Genomic DNA, 26,969 nt, shown 5'->3' with positions numbered 1-26,969 from the left:
GCTCAGCAGCCCGGGCAATCCGGCAGCGGCTCGGTCTCCAGCTGCAAGGTCGTATGGCCGATGGCGTAACGCTTCGCCACGGCCTGAGCCTCGCAGATCAGGGCCGCCGTGTCGGCGCGGTCGTGGACCAGGTGGGCGGTCAGGGCCGTCTCGGTCGTCGATAGTCCCCAGACGTGCAGATCGTGCACGGCTCGTACGCCCGGCAAGCCGACAAGCGCCTGTTCCAAAGCCGGCACGTCCACGCCCGTCGGGGCGCCGTCCATGGCCAGATTGACCGAGTCCTTCAGCAGGCCCCAGGTCGACCACAGGATCACGACGACGATCGCCAGGCTGACCAGCGGATCGACCACCGACCAGCCGGTCATCATGATCAGCCCGCCCGCCAGCACCACGCCCAGCGACACGCCCGCGTCAGCCATCATGTGCAGATAGGCGCCGCGCGCATTCAGATCGTGCTGCGACTTCATGAACAGCAGCGCAGTGCCCAGGTTGATGACGAAGCCGATGCCGGCGACCGCCATGATGACGCCCGAGCCGACCGGCGCAGGCTCGTTGAATCGCCGCACGGCCTCGAACGCGATGGCCCCGCAGGCGAAGATCAGCAGCAACGCATTGCCCAGCGCCGCCAGCACCGTCGCCTTGCCGAAACCATAGGTCCGCCGACCGCCCGCCGCCCCATGTGCGCCGCGTCGCGCCAGCCAGGCCGCGCCGCCCGCCATGGCCAGACCCAGCACGTCCGACAGGTTATGCCCGGCGTCGGCCAACAGGGCGGTCGAATCCGCGATCAGCCCCGCGCCGAACTCGCACGCCACGAACAGCAGATTGACCACCAAGCCGACGGCATAGCGCCAGTCGCCGGTGTCCACCGGGCCGTGGCTATGACCGCCGTGGCCGTGGCTATGTCCGTGATGGCTGTGAGAATGCCCGTGGCCGTGATCCGCATGATCGTGGTCATGCCGGTGGCTGGGGCTGTGGTCGTGCGCGGCCTTCATGGCTCGCCTATACGCCCTCTGGCGAAACAGCCAAGCCGCTACATGATAACGCGTTGAATGTTATCATGTAATATCGCTTCAGTGTTGGTGCATGGCGACAACGAGGCCGAGAGCGATCAAGGCCACGCCCAGCACCGCTCCCTCATATCGCGCCCATCGCTCCAGCCGCAGGATCGAGGCGCCAGCGCTGGCCAGGGCCGTGAAGACCGCCATGCCGGCGATCGTCCCCGCCGCGAACACCACCGTCAGCAGCGCCAGGGCGCCAAGCCCCGCCGAGGCCGAAGACAGATAGATGGGCAGCAGCACTTCACCCGGCGAGACCGCCATCATGGCGACCAGACCCAGGAAGGCGGCCTTGTCGGACACGGCCGGCTCGGGCGTCTCGACGGCGGGACCACCAGCCATGGCCGGGCGCTTCAGGGTCGCGCGCGCCAGATAGAAGGCGCCGAACAGAAACAGCAGCACTGCCGCAAGGTGAGGCAGCACGCCCTCGATCCACTGATCCAGCGCCAGACCCGCCGCTACGATCAGGCCACCGACCACCGCCGTCGTGGCGATATGGGCCAACCCCGCCGCCGTCACCGCCATCAGAATCCGCGACGGTCGCCAGCCTTGCGCCCGCCCGACCAGGGTGAACGGCAGCCAGTGGGTCGGCAGGGCCGCATGCAGAAAGGCCGCAACGAAGCCGCCGCCCAGCAGGGAAAGCATGACGGACTGTTCGGGACCGGGAGACATGACCGGCCCTATAGCGTGTTACTTTATAACGGTCGAGAAGAATCGGCGATCAAAGCCAATCGGCGAACGGCTCGCGGTCCAGCATCTCTTCATAGGTCGGGCGTGGCCGGATCACGGCCCACTGATCGCCATCCACAAGCACTTCGGGGATCAGGGGCCGGCTGTTGTATTCGCTGGACATCACCGCGCCGTAAGCCCCCGCGCCGGTGAAGACGATCAGGTCCTCGGCCTCCAGCGGAGGCAGCGCGCGGTCACGCGCGAAGGTGTCGCCCGTCTCGCACACCGGCCCGACCACGTCATAGGCCGTCGCCCCGCCCTCGCGCGGATTGACCGGCTGGATGTCGTGGAAGGCGTCGTACAGGGCCGGCCGCATCAGGTCGTTCATCGCCGCGTCCAGCACCAGAAAGCGCCGTCCGTCCGAGCGTTCGTTGACCTGTATCACCTGGCTGAGCAGCACGCCGGCGTTGGCGGCCAGCAGCCGGCCCGGCTCGAACGCCGCCTCAACGTCCAGCCCGTTCAGAACCCGCGCGGCCATGGCGACATACTCGGCCGGCGACGGCGGCTCGGTCCCACCGGAATAGGGCACGCCCAGCCCGCCCCCCAGATCCAGGCGGGTCACGGCATGACCCTGCGCCCGCAGCTTGCGTGTCATGTCCGCCAAGACCTCGAAGGCGGCCTCAAGCGGCTTAAGGTCAGTGATCTGGCTGCCGATATGACAGGCCAGCCCCACCGGCGTGACATGGGGCGAGGCCGAGGCGCAGGCATAGAGATCCATCGCCTCCTCGACCGGCACGCCGAACTTGTCGCCCTTGCCGCCCGTGGTGATCTTGGCGTGACCACCCGCGCCCACGTTCGGATTGACCCGGATGGCGATGGCCGGCGAGGCATCCATCATGGCTGCGACGGCGATCAGCCGATCCAGCTCGGCGCCGGATTCGACGTTGATCTGACGCACGCCGACGCTGATGGCGAAGGCCATTTCCACATCGGTCTTGCCGACGCCGGAGAAGATGATCCGGTCGGACGGCACGCCGGCGGCCAGGGCGCGACGGATTTCGCCCTCGGACACCGTGTCTGCGCCCGACCCCAGTTTCGCCAGGGTCGCCAGCACCGACAGGTTGGAGTTGGCCTTGACCGCAAAGGCGATCAGGGCCTCGCCGAGAGCGTCGCGATGCGCATCGGCGGCGGCGCGCAGCAGGCCGTAGTGCCGCTTCAGCGTCGCGGTCGAATAGACATAGGCCGGTGTGCCGACCTCGTCCGCGATCAGCTCCAGCGGCACGCCCTCGGCATGGAGGGCGCCGTCCTTCAGGTCGAAATGGTGCAACTTACCGCGGGTCGTTCTGGGCGGCGCCGGCGCCGATCGGGTTGGACGGGCCGCCGTCGATCGGCACGCTGCTGGACGGACGGTTCATGGTCGCCGGCTCGGGCAGACCCGGCGCGCGGCTGCTGCGCGGCGCACGCTCCGTCTCGCGCACCGGCGATTCCAGATCGGCCATTCGGCCGCAGGCGGAGGTCAGGAGGGCGAGCGCGCCCGCGACGATGAGGGTCTTCTTCACAGGCGGTCTCTCCAGTCGGCGATGCGCGCACGGACCTGTTCCGGCGCGGTTCCCCCATAGCTTTGGCGGCTTTGGCACGAAGCCCCGGCGGTCAGCACCTTGTAAACCGCTTCGGTGATCCCCGGCTCCAGTTTCTGCATTTCTTCCAGCGGCAGTTGCGACAGATCCACGCCTAGGCCTTCCGCACGTTTGACCGCCGCGCCGGTCACGTGGTGCGCCTTTCTGAACGGCAGGTTCAGTTCGCGCACCAGCCAGTCGGCCAGATCCGTCGCGGTGGAAAAGCCTGCGCCCGCCGCCTGGGCCATCCGTTCGGTGTTGGGTTGCAGCGCCGACACCATCGCCGTCATGGCGACCAGGGCCAGGTCCAGGGCGTCGAACGCCTCGAACACCGGCGCCTTGTCCTCCTGCATATCCTTGGAATAGGCCAGCGGCAGGCCCTTCATCACCGTGGACAGGGCGACCAGAGACCCCATGATCCGACCCGTCTTGGCCCGCACCAGTTCGGCCGCATCCGGATTGCGCTTCTGCGGCATGATCGACGAGCCGGTGGTCAGGTCGTCGGGCAGGCTGGCGAAACCGAACATCGGCGTCATCCAGACCACGATCTCCTCGGCCAAGCGCGACAGATGCCCGGCCGTGATTGAAGCGGCGGCCAGGCTTTCCAGCGCGAAGTCGCGGTCCGACACGGCGTCCAGGCTATTAGCCATCGGCCTGTCGAAACCCAGATCCGCCGCCGTCGCCTGGCGATCGATGGGGAAGGGAGAACCGGCCAGGGCCGCCGCCCCCAGCGGGCTCTCATTCATCCGGGCGCGGGCGTCGGCGAAACGCCCCGCGTCACGGCCGAACATCTCGACATAGGCCATCAGATGGTGACCCAGGGTCACCGGCTGGGCGGTCTGCAGATGGGTGAAACCGGGCATCAGGTTGCCCGCATGCTGCTCGGCGCGCGTCAGCAGCCCAGCCTGCAAGGCCTTCAACTGCGCGACCGAGCGATCGCAGGCGTCGCGCACCCACAGGCGGAAATCGACCGCCACCTGATCGTTGCGGCTGCGCGCCGTGTGCAGACGCCCCGACGGCTCGCCGATCAGCTCGTTGAGGCGAGCCTCCACATTCATGTGGATGTCCTCGAACTGATCGCGGAAGGGGAAGGTCCCGGCCTCGATCTCGGACTGGATGACCTCCAGCCCGCCCAGGATCGCGTCCGCATCGGCCTGCGCAATGATGCCCTGCTTGGCCAGCATGCGGCAGTGAGCCCGCGATCCGGCCAGATCCTGACGCCACAGGCGCTGGTCCACGCCGATGGAAACGTTGATCGCCTGCATGATCTCGGCGGGGCGCGACGAAAAGCGTCCGCCCCACATGTCTTGACCCGCGGGCTTCACCGGCGCAGTCGAACCGCCGGATGGATTGGCGTCGGAAGAAGGTGTTTCGGTCATGAGCGGCTCAAGAAAGGCGATCTGGGCGGTCGTCGGCGCGGTCGTCGTCGTCAGCACCATCGCCGGCGCCGGCGGCATGGCGATGTCGCTATACGCCAATCATCGCCAGAAGGCGCAAGTCGAACAGACCACAACCGCCGCTGCGGCGCCAAAAAGCGACCTGGCGCGCTTCGCGGTTGGATCCCTGGCCGCGTTGTCGACCCCGGCCGAGGCGAAGCCCGCGCCCGAATACGCGTTCCGCGACGGCACCGGCACAGCCGTTCGTTTCTCAGCCTTTCAGGGAAAGGTCATCGTAGTAAACCTGTGGGCGATGTGGTGCGCGCCGTGCAAGGCGGAAATGCCCACGCTCCAGGCGCTGGCGAAAGCCTATGAGGCGAACGAGGATCTGGTCGTCCTGCCTATTAACGTGGACGCCACACCCGAAGCCGCAGCCGAGGGGAAACGCTTTTTGGCCGATCACGCGCCCCTGCCCTTCTACAGCGACGCCAAATTCCAGCTGCCGTTCGAGTTCCCCGGCAAGGGCGCCATGCCGCAGACCATTATCTTGGATCGTCAGGGCCGCATTCGGGCTGTCATGAAGGGTGAGGCGGACTGGTCCAGCCAAGAAGCCCGCGCTTTGATCGATGCGATCCTGGCGGAGGGCGGCGCGCCGCCTCCCGCCTGATCGACTTTTAGTTGTTATTGGCCGGCACGCGCTGGTCGGTCGCGGGATTGATCGCGCCAGGCTTGCCCTCGGCCGCAGCCTCGGCCTGTTCGGTTTCCAGCTTGTCGGCGACCTTGCCGGCGCCGCTCTCGACCGCCTGCGCCGCCTTCATCGCGCCGCCCTCGATCACTTCGCCGGCCTGAGACGCCACATCGGCCGTCTTGTCGGCCGCAGCCTCGGCATGCGCCTCGGTCTTTTCCTGCTCGGCCTGGGTGCAGGCGGCTGCGCCCAGCGTCATTGCGGCGACGGCCGCCATCAGGGCTTTGGTTCGGATCGTCACGACGAAACTCCGGTCAAGGTTGAAATCTCGACCGGAAAACGCAGCACAACGGCGCAGGTTGCAGCGGGAATGAGGTGGTGACTGGAGGCGGGATCGAACCGCCGACCTGTGGGTTATGAATCCACCGCTCTAACCATCTGAGCTACCCAGTCCCGGGCCCTGCGCGAGGCCGGGGGCCAGCGCGAAAGAGGGGTGCCTATATCGCCGTCGGGCGCGCGGTTCAAGTCGTCTCGGACCAGAACCTGCGGCGATAGAGCGCAAGACGCCCTGCCACAGGAACGGTAACGCTGGCCCTGCCGTTTCCTAGCGACCGCCCACAGCCCAGCCGGAGCTCGCCCTTCATGCGCCTGATCGTCGCCGCCGCCTCGACATCCCTGCTCGTTCTCGCCGCCGCCTGTGGCGCAAATAGCGAAAGCGCCGGTGCTGCGCCTCAGGCCGGGGCCCCGCTGGAAACCCGTCCGGCGAACAATCCCGATCAACAAGCGGCCTTCGCCGGCCAGACCCGCGCGCCGGGCGTCAAGACCGAACAGGCCATGACCCATACGGTTGTCGCCTCGGGCTTTGTCCACCCCTGGGGTCTGGCGGCCCTGCCCGACGGCCGCTGGCTGGTCACCGAAAAGCCGGGCCGTCTGCGCATCATCACCGCTCAAGGCCAGGTCAGCGAACCGGTCGCGGGCCTGCCCGCTGTCGATGCGCGCGGTCAAGGCGGCCTGCTGGATGTGATCGTCGGGCCGAGCTTTGCGCAGGATCGCATGATCTATTGGAGCTATGCCGAACCGCGCGAGGGCGGCAACGCCACCTCGGTCGCGCGCGGTCGACTGTTGGACGACGGATCGCGCGTCGAGAATGTTCAGGTCATCTTCCGCGCCCTGCCCGTCTATGACGGCGACAAGCATTTCGGGTCGTCCCTGGCCTTCGCGCCGGACGGCAAGTTGTTCATCACCCTGGGCGAGCGCTCGGACAAGCCCATGCGGCCCCAGGCGCAGGATCTAGGCTCGCACATGGGCAAGACCATCCGCATCAACGCCGACGGCACGGTCCCGCAAGACAATCCCTTCGTTGGCCGCGCCGGAGCCCTGCCGGAAATCTGGAGCCTGGGACACCGCAACGTCCAGGGCGTTGCCGTTCAGCCGGGAACGGGCGCCATCTGGACCATCGAACATGGCACGCGCGGCGGCGACGAGGTCAATCTGGACAAGGCCGGCGCCAACTACGGCTGGCCGGATGCGGCCTACGGCGTCGAATATGCGGGCGGTAAGATCAACAGCGGCGCGACGCAAAAGGATGGCACCGAACAGCCCGTCTATTACTGGGATCCGGTGATCGCACCCGGCGGCGCAACCTTCTATCAGGGCGCCATGTTCCCCGGCTGGGACGGCAACCTCCTGGTCGCGGGCCTGAAGGAAAAACATATTGCGCGTCTGGTCATCCAGAATGACCGGGTGGTGGGCGAGGAACGCCTGCTGACAGACTTGGGCGAGCGCATCCGCGACGTGGCGGTCGGCGCCGACGGGTCGGTCTGGGCCATCACCGACGAGCAGAACGGCAAGCTGGTCAGGCTGTCGGCGACGCAGTAGTCTTCGAGGGCCGGGGGGCTATGCGGAGCGGTTGACGCTCCAAAGGGAGCAGCGAACCATGCGTATCCTCATCCTTTCCGCCGCCATTGTCCTGCCGCTGCTTTCGGGCTGCAGCACGATGGGCGCGACCAATAGCTATCAGCAGGAGCTGAACGCCCTGGAGGCCGCCTGCACGCGTGACCAAGGCATTTTGACGCCGACTGGCGTTCAGACCGGCCGTCCCCAGACCGAATACGCCTGCAAGATCACTGGCGGCGCCACCCGTATTCCACCTCGCTGACAGCGGGCGCTCGGCCGGCGTTCCCACGCTCTCATACCTTCAGTCCGTCAAAGCATCCGCCGCAACCGGTCGCGATCACGCGGCTTATTACTTGACGTTGACGTAAACGTAGGGTTCTTGGCGTCCACGCTTGGAACCGCCTTGTCCGTCGTGCCGCGACCTGCCGCATGTTGAGGATGGGCCCAAAGATGGAGACGCACTTCCATGGCTGACGCCTATATCTACGACGCCGTCCGCACGCCGCGCGGCAAGGGCAAGAAGGACGGCTCGCTGCACGAGATCACCGGCCTCAGCCTGGCGACCCAGGTGCTGGAAGCCCTGCGCGACCGCAACGACCTGGACACCTCCAAGGTCGATGACGTCATCCTGGGCTGCGTCACGCCCGTGGGCGAACTCGGCGCCGACATCGCGCGCACGGCCGTACTCTCGGCCGGCTGGTCGCAATATACGGCGGGCGTCCAGATCAACCGCTTCTGCGCCTCAGGCCTGGAAGCCGTGAACATGGCGACGGCCAAGGTGAAGTCCGGCGAGGCCGACTTCGCCGTCGGGGGCGGCGTCGAGGTCATGAGCCGCGTGCCCATGGGTTCGGACATGGGCGCCTGGCCGACCGATCCCTCCTCGGCCTTCCCGACCTATTTCGTGCCGCAGGGCGTCTCGGCGGACATGATCGCCACCAAATACGGCTTCAGCCGCGACGACGTGGACGCCTATTCGGTCGAGAGCCACAAGCGCGCCGCCAAGGCCTGGGCCGAGGGCCGGTTCAAGAACTCGGTGATCAGCGTGAAGGACCAGCTGGGCCTGACCATCCTGGATCATGACGAGACGATCCGTCCGAACACGGACATGCAGGCGCTCGGCGGCCTGAACCCCTCCTTCGCCATGATGGGCGAAATGGCCTTCGACGGCGTGATCAACCAGCGCTACCCCGAGGTCGAACGCGTCAACCACGTCCACACGCCGGGCAACTCCTCGGGCATCGTTGATGGTTCGGCCGGCGTGCTGATCGGTTCGCTGGAAGCCGGTCAGGCCCTGGGCCTGAAGCCGCGCGCCAAGATCCTGGGCGGCGCCTCGATCGGTTCGGAGCCGTCGATCATGCTGACCGGCCCGGAATATGTGACCCGCAAACTGCTGGGCAAGCTGGGTATGACGCCCGACGACATCGACCTGTGGGAGCTGAACGAGGCCTTCGCGGCAGTCGTCCTGCGTTATATGCAGGCGCTCGACATCGACCACGCCAAGATGAACGTGAACGGCGGCGGCATCTCGATGGGCCACCCGCTCGGCGCCACCGGCGCCATGATCACCGGCATCGCGCTGGACGAGCTGGAGCGCTCGAACAAGTCGACCGCCCTGGTCACCCTGTGCATCGGCGGCGGCATGGGCACCGCCACCGTCATCGAACGCGTCTGATCCAGGAGCAAATGGATATGGAAAACTTCAAGATCGACGTCGACGCCGACGGCATCGCCCTGATCACCTTTGATGTTCCGGGCCGTTCGATGAACACCCTGACCTCCTCGGTGATGAAGGAAATCCCCGAGCTGGTCGAACGCATCAAGACCGACGACGCCATCAAGGGCGCCGTCATCACCTCGGGCAAGGCCTCGGGCTTCTGCGCCGGCGCGGACCTGGGCGACATGGCCGGCGGCGTGCTGTCGGGCGGCGGCGACCTGCAAAAGGCGTTCGACGCCGGCTGGAAGCTGAACGGCGCCTTCCGTGCGCTGGAAACCTCGGGCAAGCCGATCGCAGCTGCGATCAATGGCCTGGCCTTGGGCGGCGGGCTGGAGTTCACCCTGGCGGCCCACTACCGCGTGGTCGAGAATGACAACAAGATCCAGCTGGGCCTGCCTGAGATCAAGGTCGGCCTGTTCCCCGGCGGCGGCGGCACCCAGCGCCTGACGCGCCTGGTCGGCGTCCAGAACGCCATGATGGCGATGAGCGAGGGCAAGTCCTTCCGCCCGAACGACGCCAAGGGCGCCGGCATCGTCCATGAAGTTGTCGAAAAGGGCCAGTCGATCGAGGCCGCCAAGGCCTGGATCAAGAACGGCGGCAAGGCCGTCCAGCCTTGGGACGAGAAGTCGTTCAAACTGCCCGGCGGCGGCCCCTATCACCCGGCCGGCATCCAGAACTTCATGGTCGGCAACGCCATGCTGCGCAAGCAGTCCTACGGCAACTATCCGGCCGTGGTGAACCTGATGAAGGCCGTTTATGAAGGCGCCCAGGTGCCGATGGACGCGGCCCTGCGCATCGAGACCCGCTACTTCATCAAGACCCTGATGACGCCGCAGGCGCAGGCCATGATCCGTTCGCTGTTCCTGTCCAAGCAGGAGCTGGACAAGGGCGCCGTTCGCCCGGCCGGCGTGCCCAAGTCCGATCCGAAGAAGGTCACGGTCATCGGCGCCGGCATGATGGGCGCGGGCATCGCCTATGTGCAGGCGCTGGCCGGCATCGAAACCATCCTGATCGACCAGACGCAGGAAGCCGCCGACAAGGGCAAGGCCCATGTCGAGGAGCTGCTGAAGAAGCGCCTGTCGCGCGGTCAGCTGACGCAGGAGAAGTATGACGCCCTGCTGGGTTCGGTCACGGCGACGACGGACTATGATCTGATCAAGGGCTCGGACCTGGTCGTCGAGGCCGTGTTCGAAAACCGCGAGATCAAGGCCGACGTGACCAAGCGCGCCGAGGCGCAACTGGCCGAGGGCGCCGTCTTCGGCTCCAACACCTCGACCCTGCCGATCACCGGCCTGGCCGAGGCCTCGGTGCGGCCCGAGGACTTCATCGGCATCCACTTCTTCTCGCCCGTCGACAAGATGATGCTGGTCGAGATCATCCTGGGCGAAAAGACGGGTCAGGCCGCCATCGCCAAGGCGCTGGACTATGTGCTGAAGATCAAGAAGACGCCGATCGTCGTCAACGACAGCCGCGGTTTCTACACCTCGCGCTGCTTCTCCACCTTCCTGATGGAGGGCATGGCGATGCTGGAAGAGGGCTACGGCCCCGCGCTGATCGACAATGTCGGTCGCATGACCGGCATGCCGCGCGGCCCGCTGGAGATGCACGACGACGTCGCCCTGGACCTGTCCTACAAGATCGCCAAACAGACGGCGCTGGATCTGGGCGACAAATACGTTCCGTCGGAAGGCGCCGACATCGTCGCCAAGATGGTCGAGGGCGGGCGTTTCGGTCGCAAGAACGGCAAGGGCTTCTACGATTACGATCAGAAGCCCAAGACGATCTGGAAGGGTCTGGGCGAACTGGCCCCCACCACCAAGGGCATCGATCAGCCGGAAGAGGCGACCGCCTTCGCTCAGATCGACGAGCTGAAGACACGTCTGCTGTATCGCCAGGCCGTCGAAGTGGCGCGTTGCTGGGAAGAAGGCGTCATCGACGATCCGCGCGAAGCCGATCTGGGCGCCATCTTGGGCTGGGGCTTCGCGCCCTGGACCGGCGGTCCGATCAGCATGATCGACGGCATCGGCCTGGCCAAATTCGTCGAAACCGCAGACCGTCTGGCCGCGACCTATGGCGACCGCTTCAAGGTCCCGCAGTTGCTGCGCGACATGGCGGCGAAGAACGAAACCTTCTATGGCAAGTTCGCCCCGGAGAAGGCCGCCGCCTGATCGGTCGCGGACGTCCACAGACGGAACGGGCGGCCTTCGGGTCGCCCGTTTTCGTTTGGCGTTTGACTTTCGTCATCCTCCGGCGCGCGAAGCGCGACCGGGGGACCCAGCGGCGCCGGCGGCGATCGTTCCATCGCAGGATCTCGGGGCGTCGAGTCCGCGACAGCTTCGCGCTTATGCGCGCCGCTGGGTTCCGGGTCTCCGCTACGCTTCGCCCGGAATGACGAAAGAAAGATCAGCACCGCTCACAAAAGAAAAAGACCCGCTCGACGCGAGGTCGAGCGGGTCGCTCCGCCGCCCTTCGCGGGGTCGGTGGCGGGTCGCTAGGGGCGACGGAGTAGCGGTGAAAAGACCGGACCGAGACAAGACGAACTCTGAAAGTCCGCCCAGCCTCGGAGGCCGGCGTCAGCCTTCCAGGTCCTGGCCTTCGTCCGGCTCGGGCGTGCCCAGCAGTTCGTCGGCGATCTTGTTGGTCGAGGCGCGCACGGCTTTTTCGATCGAGGCCGCGATGTCCGGATTCTGCTTCAGGAACTCGCGCACATTCTCGCGGCCCTGACCGATCCGGGTGGAGTCATAGCTGAACCAGCTGCCCGACTTCTCGATGATGCCGGCCTTGACGCCCAGGTCGATGACTTCGCCCAGCTTGGAGATGCCTTCGCCGTACATGATGTCGAAGATGACCTCGCGGAATGGCGGGGCGACCTTGTTCTTGACCACCTTGACCCGGGTGGTGTTGCCGACCACCTCGTCACGGTTCTTGATCGCGCCGGTGCGGCGGATGTCCAGACGCACCGAGGCGTAGAACTTCAGCGCATTGCCGCCCGTCGTCGTCTCGGGCGAGCCGTACATGACGCCGATCTTGTGACGGATCTGGTTGATGAACAGCACAATGCATTTCGATTTGGAGATCGAGGCCGTCAACTTGCGCAGCGCCTGGCTCATCAAGCGCGCCTGAAGGCCCGGCAGGCTGTCGCCCATCTCGCCCTCGATCTCGGCGCGCGGCGTCAGGGCCGCGACGGAGTCGACGACCACAATATCGACGGCGCCCGACCGAACCAGCGTATCCACGATCTCCAGCGCCTGCTCGCCAGTGTCCGGCTGCGACACCAGAAGATCATCCAGATTGACGCCCAGCTTCTGGGCATAGACCGGGTCCAGCGCATGTTCGGCGTCGACGAAGGCGGCGACCCCGCCCTTCTTCTGCACTTCCGCGACGGTGTGCAGAGCCAAGGTCGTCTTGCCCGAGGATTCCGGGCCGAACACCTCGATCACCCGCCCGACCGGCAGGCCGCCGATGCCCAGCGCCATGTCCAGGCCCAGCGAGCCGGTCGAGACGCTGTCGATCTCGGCGACCACGCCCGCTTTGCCCAGTTTCATCACCGAGCCCTTGCCGAAGGCGCGATCGATCTGCGCGATCGCCGCCTCCAGGGCGCGTTGCTTGTCGCCGTCGTCCTTGCCCACCAATTTGAGTGCCGCCTGTGAAGCCATTGCCTTCGTCTCCCTTGCCATGATTCCCGTCATTCAGCTTGGGAGAGACCCGCCTGGACCCGCCCCCGTTTCGTGAGGCGGACTATGTGCATGGTTTGTTCTGGTTCACAAGATGTTCTCATTGATCAAAACGAGAACAGCCAAATCCTACGACCGTTTTTGACGCCATCTAAAGCGGAAGGCGCAGGCTGAAGCTCGCGCCCTCGGGGTCATAAGTCATGACCGCCGAGCCGTGCAGCGAGCGGTTGATCGTCGAGTCGATCAGCACCGAACCGAAGCCCTTGCGCTGAGGCGGCGACACCGTCGGCCCGCCACTTTCCACCCAATCCAGCAGCAGATGGCCTTCCGCCACGGACCAGTCGATCCGCACACAGCCCGAGGCGTTCGACAGGGCGCCGTATTTGGCGGCGTTCACCGCCAGCTCGTGAAAGACCATCCCCATCCCCAACGTCTGTTGCGCGTTCAGATCGACGGCCGGACCGGTCAGCCGGACCTGTTCCTCGGCATAAGGGGCCAGTTCCTGAGCCAGCATGGCGCGCAGATCGACATGCTCCCAGTTCGCGGCCGTCAGCAGGTTCTGAGTGTTGGACAGGGCCACGAGCCGCGCTTCGAAAAGGGCGGTGAAGGTGGCGACATCCGGCGTGCGCCGCGCGGTCTGGTGGGCGATGGACTGCACCGTGGCCAGTGTGTTTTTCACCCGGTGATTCAGTTCGTTGATCAGCAATCGCTGCAAGCGTTCGCTGTCGGCCAAGGCGGCGAAGGCCTCGCGGCGATCGGTGATGTCGGTGATGACGCCCGACATCTTGATCGGCCGGCCCGAACGACTGCGGATCAGGCGTCCGCGCAGATGGATCCACCGGCCAGAGGCCGGCAGACGCCATTCCTGATCGTATTCGCCCTCCCCCGCCAGGGCGCGCTGCAGCGCCTGACGATGCAACGGCAGATCCTCGGGCGACAGACGGTCGCCGACCTCGCTCGGGCCAAGGCGGCAGGACGGATCGATGGACAGGATTTCGCGCGCGCGGCCTGACATCATCGTCGTCTTCATCGGCAGGGTCGCTTCCCAGAAGCCGACGCCGCCGGCGTCCACGGCCGCCAGAACATTGGCCCGCTGATCCACGATCGAGGCGCCGAGCGCGAGAAACAGCAGCGTCACCGCCCCGGTCGTCACCGCGACCGCCAAGACGACCGGCGACGCCCCGCCCTCCACCGGCCCCGCGTCGGCGATCGGGGTCAGGATCAGGGCCGCCATGCCGATATGGTGCATAGAGACGATGGCCAGACCCAGGATCACGGCGGCGACCGCGCGCCAGGCCAGACCCCGCTCCTGACGGGCCGCGATCAGAGCGGCATAGGCGGCGGCGACCGCCACCACGACCGACAGGGCGACCAGCACGGGCTGGTAACTCAGGACGGCGTTCATCCGCATCGCCGCCATCCCGACATAGTGCATGGCGACGATCGAGCCGCCCATCAGCAGGGCCGCCGGCGCCAGCCGCAGGGGGCTGGCCTGCGCCGTCCCCGCCGTCACGAAGGCCGCGGACGTGCCGGCCGTCGCCAGCAGGAACGACACCAGCGTCAGGCCGGGATCATAGAAGACGGGGCCTTCGACCTCGAACCCCAGCATGGCGATGAAATGCATCGACCAGATGCTGACGCCCAGCGCCAGGGCGGCGACGCCCAGCCAACGCAACCGCGTCGCGCCGATCTGGTCGCGGGTTCGATTGAACAGATCCAGAGCCGTCCATGCGCCCAAAATCGCGATCGCCAGCGACAGGACGGTGAACGCATTGACGTGAAGGTGGTGCAAGCGCGCCGAAGCCCCAAGAAACAGCAGCGATAGCCTTAGCCGGGTTTCATCGCTCGGACGACTGCGAAACGCATCCGGATCAAGCGACCAACCTTGCGCCCACGGCGACCGCGACGGCCAGCGTCAGACCGGCGGCGGCGAAGATTGGCAAGGCCCGGCCCAAGCGAGGCGCCAGCGGGCGGACCAGCATCGCGATCATCAGGGCAATCGGCCCCACCGCGCCAGGCATGTCCATGCCGACTCCCAGGAAGACGCCATGCCCCTGAACCAGCAACCACCCGCCGGCCACCGCCGTCGTTACGACGGCGGGTGCGAAGGACGCCCACGAGCCGAGGCGAGCGCCGATAACCGCCGTCGATGCGGCGGCCAGGGCGGCGATCAGACCGGGCCACAGCAGCAGGAAGGCGGCTTCCGGCGCCACCGTCTGCACCCCGCCGCCCAAGGCCAGAACCAGGACGATCAGTCCCAGCCAGCCGCCCCAAACGGCGTCTACGTCCTGCAGTTTAGGCCGCGTCAGGCTGAGCGCCAGAGCGATCACCGTCGCCCCCAGGACCGGCAGGCTGAAACCGCCCAGCGCCGCTGCAAGTGCGAATGCGGCCAGTATCACTCCAGCTGCGCCCCACCGGCCCATCAGGCGTCGCCCCGCGGTCAGCATCATAACCAGGGCCAGCATGGCCAGAGCCACGGCGATTTCCAGGACCGGCAGGCGACGCAGCAAGGTGTAATAGAGGTCGGCCGAATCCACGCGACGGCCGATCGGCCCGGCCAGAACGCGCACCGCCTGTCCCACCACCACCGCGCTCGCCAACAGCCACAGACCATCCGCCGCACCCCGCACGACCGACGTCGCTCGCAAGCCCGTGACATGGCGCGCGCCCCAGGCGGCAAAGGCCGTCGCCAGGACTCCGACGGTCAGCAGCAGCCAGCCGATCGCCGGCGAATGCTGCACGACGAACAGGCCGAAGACGTCGGCATAGACCGCGTTCTGCGTCGCCTGCGGCAGGGTCGGCGCCCGCAACAGGTCATCGGCCATTTCCAACGCCTGGGAGCCGATGTGCTGCACGCTGCCCTGATCCAGCGCCTGCGGCGTCGAGGACGGCGCGTGGTACTGCGCCGGGCGGCCGATGAAGGCCAAATTGATCCCCGCCAGCTTGCGACCCGCCGCCACGGTGAAGTCCGTGCCATTGGGCATCAGCCGATAGACGAAGATGGCCAGGGCGTTGCTGGACGGCCCGCCCATCGCCCTCTGGGTCGTCTGAGCATAGCGGGCGATGGTCTGGGCGTTGCCGGGTCCGGTCTCGAACATCATGGCGCGCCCGCCGCCGCCCCGCGCCTCCAAATTAATCACCGCGCCGATGTCATCGCGCAGCGGATGCTCGCTGAAAAAGGCCCGCGCCCCGTCCAGATTCAGCTCCTCGGCGTCGGTGAACAGGACAACCAGCGTCCGCTCGGCGACGCCCCGCGCCTTGATCGCGCGCACGGCCTCCAGAATGGCGGCCACGCCGGAGGTGTCGTCGGCGGCGCCGGGCGAGGTCGGCGAGGTGTCGTAATGCGCCATGATGGCGACGGCAGGCAGGGCCGGATTCCGTCCCGGCAGGACACCGACGATATTAACGGCCTGAACGCCGCCCGCATTTCCACCCTCACGCTCGAGCCGCGCGACGGCGGCGGGCGACAGGGCGCCGGTCTGCAGGCTGGGCTGAAGTCCCAGCGCCGTCAGCCTTTGGACCAGATAGGTCTGAACCTGCCGATGCTCGGCCGAGCCGACCGGATGCGGCGCTCGTGCGATCCGGTTCACGTCCATCATGGCGCGCGCGGCCGAGAATTGAACCGCAGGCGTCGAGGCGGGCAGCGGTTTGGGCGTCTGGGCGGTCAGCACCGCCAAGCCGAGGGCCGCCACAAGGGACGCCAGAAACAACACCCACCGCATATCCAATCCCCCGGATCGCTCTATCCCGCAATCAGCCCCGAACCACTGCTTTGCGCAAGGCATCCGATCAGCGCCGCACGATGTTCCGCGCCGTCAGATTGCCCGTAGCCCCGTCGCCGTCGTCCGCGCTGGACCCGAACGGCCAGCCGCGGTCGTCGCCGCAGTAGCGTCGTCCGCCCTCGCGCGACCCGATCACAACCGTGCGTGGCCTCAGCCAGCCCGCGCCGGTGAACAGATTGTCCGTAATCTGATTATACGACGGCGTCTGGTGGCGGATCACGCCGTCCTCGCCGCAATTGCGGTACAGAAACACCCCGCCCTTGCCGTGCAACGCCAACCGATTGCCGACGATGCGGTTGGCGCCCGACCCGTCCACCGCGATCAGCTCACGCCCGGTGCGGATATCGAAATCGTTGTCCTGAATCAGCGCGCCTGCGGTCTCGGCGTCCAGATAGACGGCGGTCGAGGTCGAACGGCCCACAAAGCGGGACCGCGTCACCGTGGTGCGCGTCACTCCCGGTCCGACATAGAGGGGAATGGTCCCCACGCCCTCGAACCGGACCCGGTCCAGGGTGACGCGGATCGGCGCGGCGGACTGGGCGGCTTGCGTATGTCCCGCGGTGCGTGAAGAGGCCAGCAGATCGCGCATCGATCCGCCCGCCCCCATGCCCCAAATCCGCACATTGCCGACGACGGTGCAGTTTCGGATCGTCACATCGACCGGCCGCGACCACCGATCGCCCTCGCGGCGAGACCAGACGGCGATGGTCGGGGCGGCGGTCGTCGCCGGGCCCGGCGCGCGGATGGACCCGCCTCCGCAATCCAGTGACGCCCCTGAGCCTTCCGCGCCCTCGATCAGCACGCGGCGGCGGATATCGACGCCCGACAGGTCGGCTTGGCACGTCAGGCGATACGGCTGCGTCGATGGCGCCGTCAGCGCCGCCACCTCTTGCGGCGTGCACGGCCGGTCGGCCGGAGCCTGAAAGGTCAGGAGGGCGAGAGCCAGCGCCGCCGTCATATCAGGGCAGAGGGATCGCCAGGGCCGCGCGCTCGGCCGCACAACCGGGATTGGTCAGGCCGCTACGACGCGCGGCCGCCAGCTCAGCCCTTGCCGCCGCCATGTCCGCCTGGAAGGCCGGGGTGGCCACAGCCCTGGCCGCAACATCCCGCCCGATCTGTTCGCCGACCGCGACATCGGTCGGATAGTGCATGGCGCAAATCAGGCGGCTGACCCCGATCTCGTGGCCAATCCGGCGCACGGCCTCCGCACGGTCCGGCTCCAGAGCCGCGAAGGCCTCGCCATAGGCCGTCGCGACCGCTGCGCTGCCGGACGGATAGGAGGCGCTGCGTCTCGCCGCCGGCGTCAGGGTTTGGCAGGCGCGGCGATCGGGATCGTCGCCGACCGGCCGCAGCCGCACCTGGCGCGCCTTGACGCGTTCGGCCGCACTGTTCGCATCATGGAAAATCCGCGCCATCACGCGGTCCAGCGCCGGGGTGTCGGCCGACCCCAGCCGCACGCCCAAGGCGCAGTCGAAATGTTGTAAGGCCAGGGGCGGGCGCAGCTCGGCATGGGCGGTCGCCAGCAGCCAGCGGTCGCCGTCCTCCAGCGCCACAAACCGCGCCGAGGCCGCCTTGTCCGCCAGGTCCGCTACGGACCCCGGGACCGGGGCTGGCGGGACCGCATCGGTCAGTTGAGCGATCGCTTCATCGCCCAGAAAGCCCGTTGTCGGCATCGCGCCGTCCGGCTTGGGCGCCCCGGCGCACCCCACGGCCAGCAGGATCGCCGTCGCCGCACCCAGGGCGGCGACCCGTTTCACTGACCAGCGCTCCAGCCAAGCTGGACCGAGGTCTCGCCGGTCTCGGTCGGCGTGGCGACGATCTGCAGGGAGGCGCCGTTCACAGCGTCCGCCGCCGCGCCATAGGCGCGCGTGTCGCCCTGGTTCATTCCGGCGACGGAGCGCAGGCCCGCCTTCTCGGCGCGCTCGCGATAGAAGGCGACGACATCGTCCGGCGAAGCGGTCGTGGTGAAGGTAACCAGGCCGCCCGGCCCGGCCTCGCCGCCAGCGGCCAGCGGCTGTCCGTCCACCTGAGCGCCGGGATAGAGGACCGCAAAGGACGGCGCGCCGTCGGCGGCGGCGGCGGGCGCAGCCCCCCCAACAACGGCGGGCGCTTCGACTGCTGGAGGCGTCGCATCGGCGACGGTCGGCGCCGACGCTTCGGGCGCAGTCTTGGCCTCGACCGGTTGGGCCGAGCGATCACATCCTGCGAGGCAAAACAGAACCACGACCGCAGAGGCCGCCAAGCGAAGCGTCATCGAGAGATCGTCCTTGGACCGAGAGGGTCAGAGCGCCACCGTGGCGCATGGTTGCGGCGGCGACAAGGCGCCCGCTCAGTCTGCGGCGTCGTCCTGGTCAGCCGCCCCTTTATCGGCCGAGCCTTCTTGGGCCAGACGCGCATTGATCTTGGCGGAATCGGGGTCGTCATCCGTGCCTGCTGCCGACCCGCCGCGCAGCGAGCCTGCCCGCGTGTCCGATCCCGAGTCACTGCCGTCCAGCGCGTCGATCAGCGTATCCGCCTTGTGACCCAGATCCGGCTTTTCGCCCATGTCGGCGGCTTCGCGGGCGTCGTCGCAATCCGCTTCGGGCTTGGTGGGATCGGTGTCGGTCATGACGCAGTCTCCGTTCGTCGAGATGAGGTTAAAGCGCCTGATCCGGTTGCGGTTCCAGACCCTCGCCCTTGAACCCCGAGGGACAGACCCGATCTAGGCGTCATGATCCCGTTTTCAGTTCTCGACCTTTCCCCCATCGTCGAAGGCGGCGACGCCCGACGCGGCCTGGACGAAACCCTGGCCCTGGCCCAGGCCGCCGACCGGCTCGGCTATGAGCGGTTCTGGCTGGCCGAACACCACAATATGCCCGGCATCGCCAGCGCCGCCACCGCCATTGTCATCGGCCATGTCGCGGCGGGGACCGAGCGCATCCGTGTCGGCTCCGGCGGCGTCATGCTGCCCAACCACGCGCCCCTGGTCGTCGCCGAACAGTTCGGCACACTGGAGACCCTGTTCCCTGGCCGCATCGACCTCGGCCTGGGCCGCGCGCCCGGCACGGACGGCGCCACCGCCCGTGCGCTGCGGCGCTATTTCGAAGGCGCCGATCAGTTTCCGCGCGACGTCGTCGAACTGATCCAGTGGTTCGAACCGGCGTCTGAGAACCAGCCCGTCCGCGCCGTGCCCGGCGCCGGCCTGCGCGTGCCGATCTGGCTTCTGGGCTCGAGCCTGTTCAGCGCCCAGCTCGCCGGTCAGCTCGGCCTGCCCTACGCCTTCGCCAGCCATTTCGCGCCCGAACTGCTGCTGGAGGCCCTGGCCCTGTATCGCCGCGAGTTCGTCCCCTCGGACCGCCTGGCCAAGCCCCACGCCATGGCCGCGATCAACGTTTTCGCAGCCGACACGGACGCCGAGGGCGTGCGCCTGTCCACGTCGATGCAGCAGAGCTTCGCCCGCCTCTCGACCGGCAAGCCGGGCAAGCTGCCGCCGCCCGTCGACGACATCACCACGATCCTGACGCCGCAGCAGATCGCGGGCGCCAAGGGCCGCCTGCTCTATTCCGCCATCGGCGGCCCGGAGACGATCAAACGCCAGCTTGCCGACTTCATCGCCCTGACCGGCGTGGACGAGCTGATGATCACCGGCATGATGTTCGACAACGCCGCCCACATCCGCAGTCTGGAGATCGTGGGCGAGATTCGCGAGCAGCTTTAGCCTCCTATTGTTCGGAGCCTGATCGCCACAGGCTCTGCACCAGAGGTTCGACCAGATAGGCCAGGACGGTGCGTTTGCGCGTCAACATCACGACCTGAACCGGCATGCCGGCGCGTATGGAGCGGGCGGCGGACCCCAGCTTCTCCAGTTCCGACTGCGGAACCACGACTTCGGCGCGGTAGTGGCTTCGCCCGGTCTTCTCATCTGTAAAGCTGTCGGCGGAAATGCGCGTGACCCGGCCGTGGACGATGGGTGGGTTGCGCTCTCGCAGGCCGGGGAATTTGACCTCCGTATCCAGACCGACGCGCAGATTGTCGATGTCGGCAGGATCGACCTGCGCCACAATGACCTGAGACGCCTCGTCGGGCACGACTTCCATCAGGGTCTGTCCCGGCTGGATGACCCCGCCGGGTGTAAACACGGACAGGCCGACGACCTGGCCGGTCGCGGGGCTGCGTATCTCGGCGCGCGCCAGTTGGTCGCGCAACTCGATCATCTTGGGACGCAGGTCATTGAGCTGGATTTCCACCTGTCTCAGCTGTTCAGCGACATCCTCGTTCAGCTTGGTGGACACGCCCAGCGTCTGAAGGCGAGCCTCGCCGATCTGCTCGCGCGTGCGCGCCACTTGCGCCCGCAAGGATCCCTGTTCGCCTTCAAGAGCCGCCGCCGTCCGTTCCAGCGCCCGGACACGGGTCAGCGGCGCATAGCCCTGCGCAGCCAAGGATCGCAGGCCTTCCAGTTCCTCAGCGATCAGGCGCTGTTGCGTGGCGTTCGCCTCGATCTGGCGCTGGTAGCCGTCCATCTGATCGCGAAGCTGGCCGATTCGCTGGTTCAACACCCCAGTCTCGGTCGAACGACCCGCGCCGCGTGCTGCATACTGAAGCCGCTGAAGGCGCATGGCCTCGTCGGCCAACGCCTGGTCCTCGGGCGGCAGACCCGCGAACTCGGGCGGGATCGGCAGGGTCGGCAGCCGATCGCGTTCGGCGATCAGCCGAGAGCGTTGAGCCAGGAGCGCGAACACCTGGCTGGCGGCGCCGCGTTCGCTGGCGGTCAACTCACCGGCGTTCAGCCTGACCAGCACCTGTCCGCGCCGCACCTTGTCCCCCTCGGCGACCATCAGAGCGCCGACCACGCCGCCGTCGCGATGCTGAACGGCCTGACGATTACCCGAAACGGAAACCTGACCCTGTGCAAAAGCGCCCGCATCCAGCGGCGCGAACGCGGCCCAGCCCAAAAAGCCGACGAAGAAGACGACGATGATGCCGATGCCGAGCATCAACTCCGGCCGGGGGGAATCGGGCGCATCGTCGGCGCTCTTGCGCATGAAGCTATCGATCAGGCTGCTCATGTCGCGGCGCCTCTTTGTGCAGACGCCGCAACGGGCATCGAGGGGCGACTGATCCGCGCCAGGATTTCGTCGCGCGGGCCCTCCATCTGAAAGGCGCCGTCACGCATCATCAACAGGCGATCCACGCGGGCCAATACGCCGGCGCGGTGCGCCACGATGACCACCGCCGCGCCTCTGGCGGCGGCCTTCACGACCGCAACCATCAAGGCGCTCTCGCCTTCCTGATCCAGGTTCGAGTTGGGCTCGTCCAGCACCAGCAGGCTGGGGTCGCCATAAAGGGCGCGCGCCAATGCGATCCGCTGCGCCTGACCGGCGGAGACGCCAGACCCCAGCGGGCCAAGCACGGTGTCATAGCCCTTGGGCAGATGCAGGATCATGTCGTGCGCACCGGCCGCCATGGCGGCAGCGACCGCGCCTTGGTCGATGATAGCCTTTTCGACACCGACAGCGGCGGCGAACCGGGAGATGTTGTCACGGATCGAGCCCGCCATCAGACTGGGATTCTGCGGGAGGTATCCGATGAACTGAGCTAGGTCATCGCCGTCGCGGGCATCGTACTCGGCGCCGTCCAAGCGAATGATTCCGCTTGTGGGCCGCAGCGCACCGGCGATGACGCGCGCCAGTGTCGTCTTGCCCGACCCGCTGGGGCCGATCACGCCCAGGGTCTGTCCCGGCTCCAGCGCCAAGCTCACACCCTTCAGCAACGGTTGCTCGATCTCAGGCAACCGCACTACGAGCCCCTCGACTTTCAGCCGACCCGCCGGCGGTGGCAGGGCCGTGCGCGGTCGTTCCTCTCCTTCCGTCTGGCCGAACAGATCGACCAGATTATTCCAACTCGCCCGCGCCTGGACCAGACCGGGCCAGGCCCCCACCAGAAGCTCGACCGGCGCGACGGCGCGGCTGAGCAGCACCGATGAGGCGATGATCGATCCTGGCGAAATCTGGCCTTTCACCACCAACAGGGCCGCCAAGCCCAAGGCGGCGGATTGTAGAACCAGCCGAACGAACTTGATCGCGCCGGAGTATTTTCCACCGGCCAGCTGCGCTTCAGACTGTTGAGCGACGGCGTTGCGGCGCTGCTCGATTTGTCCTGCGATGCTGGCTTTCCTCATGCCCAGGGCGCGCACGACCTCGGACTGGGCAGCCACACTTTCCTGCGCTGCATAGGCCGCCGTGCTGGACTGGATGGCCTTTGACAATCTGGAGCGACTGTCGCGTTCGTTCAGCCAGGCCAGAATGAAGAGGACAATGCCCCCGACCAGGGTCAGCACCCCGATCCAGGGATGCAGCAGGAAGCAGCAGGCCAGATAAAGCGGCGTCCAGGGCGCGTCGAAAAGGGCCAGGGCTCCGGAACCCGACACGGCGCCTCGGACATTGTCGAACTCTCGCAGCGCCTGGGTATTGGGCGCCTTGCTCTGGAGGTTGACGACCCGCGACAGGATACGCGTGGACAAAAGCCGGTCCAGCCGTAGCCCGGCCCTCAGCAACAGACGCGCCCGCAGCCAGTCGAGCGCCGCCAGACAGGCCAGGGCGAAGACCGCGACCGCCGTCATCAGCGTCAGAGTCGTCAAACCGCCGGTCGGCACGACGCGATCGTAGACCTGCATCATGTAAAGGGTCGGCGTCAGATAGAGGAAGTTGATCAGGGCGCTGAATACGGCCGCCCAGACGAAGTGAACCCGACACGCCCTGAAGGCCTCGATTAACGGTCCCGCGCCGGGACGTTCTGGAAGCAGTGACTTCAACACGACGGGCTTTCGGCTCCATGTCCAACACGGCTACGCAAACCGTGACGGCGACCATAGACATGACATAATGGCGTAGCGATGGTTGATGTCCAACTGTCCGATCGTCCAGCGAAACGCATGGGGTTGCGCGCGATGAGATTGAAGTCCTTGCCGAACTTGGTCGCAGTCGTTGCTCTCGCAACAGTCGTTGGATTGATTACGGGCGCGTGCAGCGCAAAGGAGGCCGTAATGTCCGAGGCGAATTCGCTGACGATCCGGGATGTCTTTGGGCATTATCAGCTTGTCGGACCCGATCTACCGACGACCTGCCGTCTGACGCTCGATCCGGTTTCGAACGCTGGTCAGCTGCCGATTCTGGCTAGCCGATGCGGGTCGGCGAACCTGTCGTCGGCCAAACACTGGCGTGTGACGAGAGAAGGTTTCGATCTCCTGACAAAGGGGGACGCCGTGCTGATCGGCTTTCGCCGGATCGACGTCGATCGTTTCGAAGGCCGCGACGCCTCTGGACGAGTCTACAGGCTGGAACGCGCCCCCATGGCCTGAACCTCGGCCAGAAAGTCCAGCAGCAGGCGGTTGATCTCATCCGCCCGTTCTTGCTGGATCCAGTGACCCGCGCCCGGCACGACGACCGAGCGGATCAGGTTCGGCGCCCAGTCCTTCAGGCCCGCTTCGTGCCCGCCGGCGTAGTGGCGCACCGGGTCGTCCTCGCCGACGATGAACAGGGCAGGCGGGGTGATCTTTTGGTCCTGCACTAAGGCCGTCAGCGACCAGTTCAGGTCCATCGCCCGATACCAGTTCAGCGGCCCTTCGAACCCGCCCGCCGAAAAAGCCTGCACATATTCGTCGAAATGCGCCTCGCTCATCCATGGCGGCAGGGTCGCGTCGTCGGCGATGGTGTCGAGCAGAGCCACGCCCTCGGGCATGAAGCCGGTCGATCTGCGCTCGGCCGGCGTCGCGCTGTCGTAGGCATAGAACAGTTTCCTCAGCGCCATCGCCGGATCGGCGTCCAACGCCATGTGCGCGTCGGGCGCCTGGAATCGGCTGATGTAGAGGTCGCCCAGCCCGGCCCGTTTCGAGATGGCGGCCATGGCGGCCGTGGGCGGTCCCTTGGGTCGGCGCGGCTGGAACGGGACAGACAGCCCCGCGACCGCCGTGAACAGATCCGGCCTAAACAAGGCGCAATGCCAGGCCACCGGCGCGCCCCAGTCATGCCCGACGACGACGCAAGGCCCTTTGCCCAGCGCCCGGACCAGATCGACCATGTCCCCGACCAGATGCAGGATCGAGTAGGCCTCCACCCCCGCCGGCTTGTCCGTCCCGCCATAGCCCCGCATGTCCGGGGCGACGACATGATAGCCCGCCTGCGACATCGCCTCGACCTGGGCGCGCCAGCTGATCCCTAGTTCGGGAAAGCCGTGGATCAGCAGGACCAGCGGCGCGTTGTCATCCTCGAACCCGGCCTCCAGAACCTGTTGGACCAGACCGTCGGTCTTGATATGCCGGGTTCGCATCGCTTCCTCCGACGGCGTCTTCGCCGCTCATTATCGTCAGGACGGACATGACCCGCCTCGTCACCTTTGCGGACGGTACGACCGTTCCCGCCCTCGGCCAAGGCACCTGGGAGCTGGGCGACGACGCGGCCTGGCGCGATGAGGAGCAGCAGGCTCTGGCGCGCGGCATCGACCTGGGCATGACCCTGATCGACACGGCTGAACTGTATGGCGACGGCCGCTCGGAACGTCTGGTGGGCGAGGTCATCGCCGGACGCCGCGATGAGGTCTTTTTGGTCTCCAAGGTCCGGCCTGAGAATGCGTCGGAAATGAAGATGATGCTGGCCTGCGAGAAGTCGCTGGAACGGCTGGGCGTCGAGCGGCTGGACCTCTATCTGCTGCACTGGGAAGGCCATGTGCCGCTGGAAGAGACCGTCGAGGCCTTCCGCGATCTGGTCGACGAAGGGATGATCGCCCGCTGGGGCGTGTCGAACCTGGATCTGCGCGCCATGGAGCAGTTGATGGAGATCGAGGGGGGCGAGGACTGCGCCGCCAACCAGCTGCTCTACAATCTCGCCTCGCGCGGGGTGGAGTTCGACCTCTTCCCGTGGATGCAGGCGCGCGACATGCCGATGATGGCCTATTCGCCGCTTGGGCGCGGTGAACTGCTGGAGCAGCCCCTGATCCGCGACATCGCCAATCGCCATTCCGCCAGCCCGGCCCAGGTGGCGCTGGCCGCCGTCCTGCGCCACGACGGCGTCATCGCCATCCCCAAGGCCAGTTCCGTCGAACACGTCGAGGCCAACGCCGACGCCCTGGACATCCAGTTCGACCTGGAGGATCTGGAACGGCTGGATGCAGCCTTCCCGCCCCCGAAACACGCCGTGCCGCTGGATATTATCTAGCCGCCGGCGACGATCGTCAGCCGCCGGGCCCGCTCACCGTCTGTATACGGAACAACCCGCCCGCGCCCCCAGACCGGATCGGGCCAGAGACCGTCGTCGCGTCGGCGGCCGACCACATGCACATGCAACTGCGCTGTCACATTGCCGATGGCGCCCACGTTCAGCTTTTCGACCGCGCCCAGCCGCCGAACCAGCGCCCCGGCCCGCACCGTCTCCTCCATCAACATAGTCCGCTGTTCGACACTGAGGTCTTCCAGCTCCACCGCCCCCTCGACGCGGGGGATAAGGATGAGCCAGGGGAAGCGGGCGTCGTCCTGAAGCCGCACATGGCACAAGGGCCATTCGGCGGCGGCGACCGATCCCGCCTCGAAGGCGGGCGCAACGGAAAACCCCATCAGTTCAGACCATAGATGACGCAGGCGCTGTCGGTCATCACCTGCAACGGCGGTTGCAGCGCCAGACGCGCCGCCTCGATCTGGGCCTCGCTGGGCGCCCCGCCTCCGGGCGGAGGGGGCGGCGCTGGCGGCGCGGCATATTCCATGCGCGCTTCCGATCGCGACCCCGTCACCACGATGTCGTCTACCGTCGTCTCCTGCCCGCCCCCTGCGGCGTATGAAGGCCAGCCCGCCAGCACGTCCGTCTGGCAAACCCGCCCCGACGGATCGATGATCTTGACCCGGCCCAGGGTGGCGCCCGCATTGGTCGCCGCCGCCTCGGCTCGGCGGCGCGCATCCTTGATCGCCTCGGCCTGCAGATTGGCCTTCCAGCTGTTGTCCGGCTCCAGGTTGAAATTGACCTGTCCGATCGAGGTCGGACGCGAAGCCACGATGGTCGCATAGACCCGCTCGATCAGGCGCACATCGCGCACCGTCACGCTGACCGAGGCGTCGGCCTGATAGCGGGCCACGCGGTCCGCGCGGGTGTTGTCGCGCATCACACCGTTTTCGTCGCGGTACTGGTCATAGAGCGGCCGGGTGGTGACGCTGGTCTCGACGCGCACCTTGTCCGCCCCATAGGCCGACATCGCCTGGCTCAGCGCCCGAACCTGATCGGCGGCGGCGCGCGAGGCCTCGGCGACGCTGCGGTCCACCGACTGGAAGCTGGCCGAAACGAAGGCGCGGTTGGCCTGGATCTCCACCCGCACCTGGCCGACGGAGGCGATGACCGGATCGCGCATCCACCAGGGCGCGGGGATATAGCGGTCGCCGATGGTCGCGGGCGGCGTCTGGGCCAGCACAGGCGTGGCGACCGAGGCCAGCAGCAGGGCGAAAGCGAATGAACGGCGCATCGAAATCCTCCGGTTGTCGCCGGACC

26 protein-coding genes and 1 tRNA gene are annotated in these 26,969 nt (G+C 67.1%); 8 read left to right on the top strand and 19 right to left on the bottom strand.

Annotated features, from left to right (window positions below; genetic code table 11):
• Nucleotides 1-2: 2 nt before the first annotated feature.
• The 5 genes from QRN13_RS00695 to argH all read right to left on the bottom strand — a co-directional run bounded on the left by QRN13_RS00695 (nucleotide 3) and on the right by argH (nucleotide 4,719).
• On the bottom strand, nucleotides 3-992 hold the full coding sequence (locus QRN13_RS00695) for a cation diffusion facilitator family transporter (protein WP_284876444.1): 990 nt from the start codon (nucleotides 990-992) through the stop codon (nucleotides 3-5).
• 78 nt (nucleotides 993-1,070) lie between these two features.
• Nucleotides 1,071-1,727 carry a hypothetical protein gene (locus QRN13_RS00690; protein WP_017504919.1) on the bottom strand — a complete coding sequence of 219 codons (657 nt, stop codon included), beginning with the start codon at nucleotides 1,725-1,727 and terminating at the stop codon, nucleotides 1,071-1,073.
• Nucleotides 1,728-1,776: 49 nt separating this feature from the next.
• A complete protein-coding gene (lysA, locus tag QRN13_RS00685) occupies nucleotides 1,777-3,051 on the bottom strand; it encodes a diaminopimelate decarboxylase (RefSeq protein WP_284876443.1) in 1,275 nt (424 codons plus the stop codon).
• Nucleotide 3,052: 1 nt separating this feature from the next.
• The gene (locus tag QRN13_RS00680) at nucleotides 3,053-3,283 is read right to left on the bottom strand and encodes a hypothetical protein (protein ID WP_066628127.1); all 231 of its coding nucleotides are present in this window, start codon (nucleotides 3,281-3,283) and stop codon (nucleotides 3,053-3,055) included.
• Nucleotides 3,280-4,719 carry an argininosuccinate lyase gene (argH, locus tag QRN13_RS00675; protein ID WP_502868563.1) on the bottom strand — a complete coding sequence of 480 codons (1,440 nt, stop codon included), beginning with the start codon at nucleotides 4,717-4,719 and terminating at the stop codon, nucleotides 3,280-3,282. Before argH ends, QRN13_RS00680 begins: the two co-directional genes overlap by 4 nt.
• Here argH and QRN13_RS00670 point away from each other — a divergent pair.
• Nucleotides 4,718-5,383 carry a TlpA family protein disulfide reductase gene (locus QRN13_RS00670; RefSeq protein ID WP_284876442.1) on the top strand — a complete coding sequence of 222 codons (666 nt, stop codon included), beginning with the start codon at nucleotides 4,718-4,720 and terminating at the stop codon, nucleotides 5,381-5,383. The two genes, argH and QRN13_RS00670, sit on opposite strands and share 2 nt — an antisense overlap.
• A gap of 7 nt (nucleotides 5,384-5,390) precedes the next feature.
• On the opposite strand, the gene QRN13_RS00665 is transcribed toward QRN13_RS00670, so the two are convergent.
• Both QRN13_RS00665 and QRN13_RS00660 read right to left on the bottom strand, forming a co-directional pair.
• The gene (locus tag QRN13_RS00665) at nucleotides 5,391-5,702 is read right to left on the bottom strand and encodes a hypothetical protein (RefSeq protein ID WP_055754317.1); all 312 of its coding nucleotides are present in this window, start codon (nucleotides 5,700-5,702) and stop codon (nucleotides 5,391-5,393) included.
• 75 nt (nucleotides 5,703-5,777) lie between these two features.
• Nucleotides 5,778-5,854 (bottom strand) — tRNA-Met (locus QRN13_RS00660).
• 189 nt (nucleotides 5,855-6,043) lie between these two features.
• On the opposite strand from QRN13_RS00660, the gene QRN13_RS00655 reads away from it, so the two are divergent.
• From QRN13_RS00655 to QRN13_RS00640, 4 genes are all read left to right on the top strand, one after another.
• Nucleotides 6,044-7,279 carry a PQQ-dependent sugar dehydrogenase gene (locus QRN13_RS00655; protein WP_284876441.1) on the top strand — a complete coding sequence of 412 codons (1,236 nt, stop codon included), beginning with the start codon at nucleotides 6,044-6,046 and terminating at the stop codon, nucleotides 7,277-7,279.
• A 58-nt stretch (nucleotides 7,280-7,337) separates the two neighbouring features.
• Nucleotides 7,338-7,559: a hypothetical protein gene (locus tag QRN13_RS00650; protein WP_284876440.1), complete on the top strand. Its 222-nt coding sequence runs from the start codon at nucleotides 7,338-7,340 to the stop codon at nucleotides 7,557-7,559.
• A 204-nt stretch (nucleotides 7,560-7,763) separates the two neighbouring features.
• Nucleotides 7,764-8,969: an acetyl-CoA C-acetyltransferase gene (locus QRN13_RS00645; protein WP_284876439.1), complete on the top strand. Its 1,206-nt coding sequence runs from the start codon at nucleotides 7,764-7,766 to the stop codon at nucleotides 8,967-8,969.
• Nucleotides 8,970-8,986: 17 nt separating this feature from the next.
• On the top strand, nucleotides 8,987-11,179 hold the full coding sequence (locus tag QRN13_RS00640; RefSeq protein WP_284876585.1) for a 3-hydroxyacyl-CoA dehydrogenase NAD-binding domain-containing protein: 2,193 nt from the start codon (nucleotides 8,987-8,989) through the stop codon (nucleotides 11,177-11,179).
• A 405-nt stretch (nucleotides 11,180-11,584) separates the two neighbouring features.
• On the opposite strand, the gene recA is transcribed toward QRN13_RS00640, so the two are convergent.
• The 7 genes from recA to QRN13_RS00605 all read right to left on the bottom strand — a co-directional run bounded on the left by recA (nucleotide 11,585) and on the right by QRN13_RS00605 (nucleotide 19,075).
• A complete protein-coding gene (recA, locus tag QRN13_RS00635) occupies nucleotides 11,585-12,667 on the bottom strand; it encodes a recombinase RecA (RefSeq protein WP_055807377.1) in 1,083 nt (360 codons plus the stop codon).
• Nucleotides 12,668-12,836: 169 nt separating this feature from the next.
• Nucleotides 12,837-14,477, bottom strand: a complete 1,641-nt coding sequence (locus QRN13_RS00630) for an MHYT domain-containing protein (RefSeq protein ID WP_284876438.1) — start codon at nucleotides 14,475-14,477, stop codon at nucleotides 12,837-12,839.
• A gap of 79 nt (nucleotides 14,478-14,556) precedes the next feature.
• The gene (locus tag QRN13_RS00625) at nucleotides 14,557-16,407 is read right to left on the bottom strand and encodes a M20/M25/M40 family metallo-hydrolase (protein WP_284876437.1); all 1,851 of its coding nucleotides are present in this window, start codon (nucleotides 16,405-16,407) and stop codon (nucleotides 14,557-14,559) included.
• Between the two features lie 67 nt (nucleotides 16,408-16,474).
• A complete protein-coding gene (locus tag QRN13_RS00620; protein ID WP_284876436.1) occupies nucleotides 16,475-17,425 on the bottom strand; it encodes a right-handed parallel beta-helix repeat-containing protein in 951 nt (316 codons plus the stop codon).
• 1 nt (nucleotide 17,426) lies between these two features.
• Nucleotides 17,427-18,224: a phosphatase PAP2 family protein gene (locus QRN13_RS00615; protein WP_284876435.1), complete on the bottom strand. Its 798-nt coding sequence runs from the start codon at nucleotides 18,222-18,224 to the stop codon at nucleotides 17,427-17,429.
• Entirely contained in the window at nucleotides 18,221-18,721 is a 501-nt protein-coding gene (locus tag QRN13_RS00610) for a hypothetical protein (RefSeq protein ID WP_284876434.1), read from the bottom strand. Before QRN13_RS00610 ends, QRN13_RS00615 begins: the two co-directional genes overlap by 4 nt.
• 75 nt (nucleotides 18,722-18,796) lie before the next feature.
• Entirely contained in the window at nucleotides 18,797-19,075 is a 279-nt protein-coding gene (locus tag QRN13_RS00605) for a ribonuclease (RefSeq protein WP_284876433.1), read from the bottom strand.
• A gap of 102 nt (nucleotides 19,076-19,177) precedes the next feature.
• Here QRN13_RS00605 and QRN13_RS00600 point away from each other — a divergent pair, with 102 nt between their 5' ends.
• On the top strand, nucleotides 19,178-20,164 hold the full coding sequence (locus QRN13_RS00600) for an LLM class flavin-dependent oxidoreductase (protein WP_284876432.1): 987 nt from the start codon (nucleotides 19,178-19,180) through the stop codon (nucleotides 20,162-20,164).
• 4 nt (nucleotides 20,165-20,168) lie between these two features.
• Here QRN13_RS00600 and QRN13_RS00595 read toward each other — a convergent pair whose 3' ends face one another.
• Both QRN13_RS00595 and QRN13_RS00590 read right to left on the bottom strand, forming a co-directional pair.
• On the bottom strand, nucleotides 20,169-21,512 hold the full coding sequence (locus tag QRN13_RS00595; protein ID WP_284876431.1) for an HlyD family type I secretion periplasmic adaptor subunit: 1,344 nt from the start codon (nucleotides 21,510-21,512) through the stop codon (nucleotides 20,169-20,171).
• Nucleotides 21,509-23,260, bottom strand: a complete 1,752-nt coding sequence (locus QRN13_RS00590) for a type I secretion system permease/ATPase (RefSeq protein ID WP_284876430.1) — start codon at nucleotides 23,258-23,260, stop codon at nucleotides 21,509-21,511. The genes QRN13_RS00595 and QRN13_RS00590 overlap by 4 nt, the downstream gene beginning before the upstream one ends.
• Before the next feature lie 78 nt (nucleotides 23,261-23,338).
• On the opposite strand from QRN13_RS00590, the gene QRN13_RS00585 reads away from it, so the two are divergent.
• On the top strand, nucleotides 23,339-23,803 hold the full coding sequence (locus QRN13_RS00585; RefSeq protein ID WP_284876428.1) for an AprI/Inh family metalloprotease inhibitor: 465 nt from the start codon (nucleotides 23,339-23,341) through the stop codon (nucleotides 23,801-23,803).
• Here QRN13_RS00585 and QRN13_RS00580 read toward each other — a convergent pair.
• Nucleotides 23,773-24,771, bottom strand: coding sequence for an alpha/beta fold hydrolase (locus QRN13_RS00580; protein WP_284876427.1), 999 nt, complete (start codon nucleotides 24,769-24,771; stop codon nucleotides 23,773-23,775). The two genes, QRN13_RS00585 and QRN13_RS00580, sit on opposite strands and share 31 nt — an antisense overlap.
• A 47-nt stretch (nucleotides 24,772-24,818) precedes the next feature.
• Here QRN13_RS00580 and QRN13_RS00575 point away from each other — a divergent pair, with 47 nt between their 5' ends.
• Nucleotides 24,819-25,655 (top strand): aldo/keto reductase, encoded by an 837-nt coding sequence (locus QRN13_RS00575; protein WP_284876426.1) that lies wholly within the window; start codon nucleotides 24,819-24,821, stop codon nucleotides 25,653-25,655.
• On the opposite strand, the gene QRN13_RS00570 is transcribed toward QRN13_RS00575, so the two are convergent.
• The gene (locus QRN13_RS00570) at nucleotides 25,652-26,053 is read right to left on the bottom strand and encodes an HIT domain-containing protein (RefSeq protein ID WP_502868564.1); all 402 of its coding nucleotides are present in this window, start codon (nucleotides 26,051-26,053) and stop codon (nucleotides 25,652-25,654) included. The genes QRN13_RS00575 and QRN13_RS00570 overlap by 4 nt on opposite strands.
• Nucleotides 26,050-26,943, bottom strand: coding sequence for an SIMPL domain-containing protein (locus QRN13_RS00565; RefSeq protein ID WP_284876424.1), 894 nt, complete (start codon nucleotides 26,941-26,943; stop codon nucleotides 26,050-26,052). Before QRN13_RS00565 ends, QRN13_RS00570 begins: the two co-directional genes overlap by 4 nt.
• Nucleotides 26,944-26,969: the final 26 nt, after the last annotated feature.

Origin of the sequence: Brevundimonas sp. MEB006b (assembly GCF_030209705.1) — a bacterium.
In the GTDB taxonomy this organism is placed as follows: Bacteria; Pseudomonadota; Alphaproteobacteria; order Caulobacterales; family Caulobacteraceae; genus Brevundimonas.
This window is presented reverse-complemented; position numbering and strand designations above follow the sequence as displayed.

Bases quoted from the DNA above. Each gene is read 5' to 3' on its own strand.
- QRN13_RS00695 (WP_284876444.1), bottom strand. From the start codon at position 992: ATGAAGGCCGCGCACGACCACAGCCCCAGCCACCGGCATGACCACGAT.
- QRN13_RS00690 (WP_017504919.1), bottom strand. From the start codon at position 1,727: ATGTCTCCCGGTCCCGAACAGTCCGTCATGCTTTCCCTGCTGGGCGGC.
- QRN13_RS00670 (WP_284876442.1), top strand. From the start codon at position 4,718: ATGAGCGGCTCAAGAAAGGCGATCTGGGCGGTCGTCGGCGCGGTCGTC.
- argH (WP_502868563.1), bottom strand. From the start codon at position 4,719: ATGACCGAAACACCTTCTTCCGACGCCAATCCATCCGGCGGTTCGACT.
- QRN13_RS00655 (WP_284876441.1), top strand. From the start codon at position 6,044: ATGCGCCTGATCGTCGCCGCCGCCTCGACATCCCTGCTCGTTCTCGCC.
- QRN13_RS00650 (WP_284876440.1), top strand. From the start codon at position 7,338: ATGCGTATCCTCATCCTTTCCGCCGCCATTGTCCTGCCGCTGCTTTCG.
- QRN13_RS00645 (WP_284876439.1), top strand. From the start codon at position 7,764: ATGGCTGACGCCTATATCTACGACGCCGTCCGCACGCCGCGCGGCAAG.
- QRN13_RS00640 (WP_284876585.1), top strand. From the start codon at position 8,987: ATGGAAAACTTCAAGATCGACGTCGACGCCGACGGCATCGCCCTGATC.
- recA (WP_055807377.1), bottom strand. From the start codon at position 12,667: ATGGCTTCACAGGCGGCACTCAAATTGGTGGGCAAGGACGACGGCGAC.
- QRN13_RS00625 (WP_284876437.1), bottom strand. From the start codon at position 16,407: ATGCGGTGGGTGTTGTTTCTGGCGTCCCTTGTGGCGGCCCTCGGCTTG.
- QRN13_RS00620 (WP_284876436.1), bottom strand. From the start codon at position 17,425: ATGACGGCGGCGCTGGCTCTCGCCCTCCTGACCTTTCAGGCTCCGGCC.
- QRN13_RS00610 (WP_284876434.1), bottom strand. From the start codon at position 18,721: ATGACGCTTCGCTTGGCGGCCTCTGCGGTCGTGGTTCTGTTTTGCCTC.
- QRN13_RS00605 (WP_284876433.1), bottom strand. From the start codon at position 19,075: ATGACCGACACCGATCCCACCAAGCCCGAAGCGGATTGCGACGACGCC.
- QRN13_RS00600 (WP_284876432.1), top strand. From the start codon at position 19,178: ATGATCCCGTTTTCAGTTCTCGACCTTTCCCCCATCGTCGAAGGCGGC.
- QRN13_RS00595 (WP_284876431.1), bottom strand. From the start codon at position 21,512: ATGAGCAGCCTGATCGATAGCTTCATGCGCAAGAGCGCCGACGATGCG.
- QRN13_RS00585 (WP_284876428.1), top strand. From the start codon at position 23,339: ATGGTTGATGTCCAACTGTCCGATCGTCCAGCGAAACGCATGGGGTTG.
- QRN13_RS00580 (WP_284876427.1), bottom strand. From the start codon at position 24,771: ATGCGAACCCGGCATATCAAGACCGACGGTCTGGTCCAACAGGTTCTG.
- QRN13_RS00575 (WP_284876426.1), top strand. From the start codon at position 24,819: ATGACCCGCCTCGTCACCTTTGCGGACGGTACGACCGTTCCCGCCCTC.
- QRN13_RS00565 (WP_284876424.1), bottom strand. From the start codon at position 26,943: ATGCGCCGTTCATTCGCTTTCGCCCTGCTGCTGGCCTCGGTCGCCACG.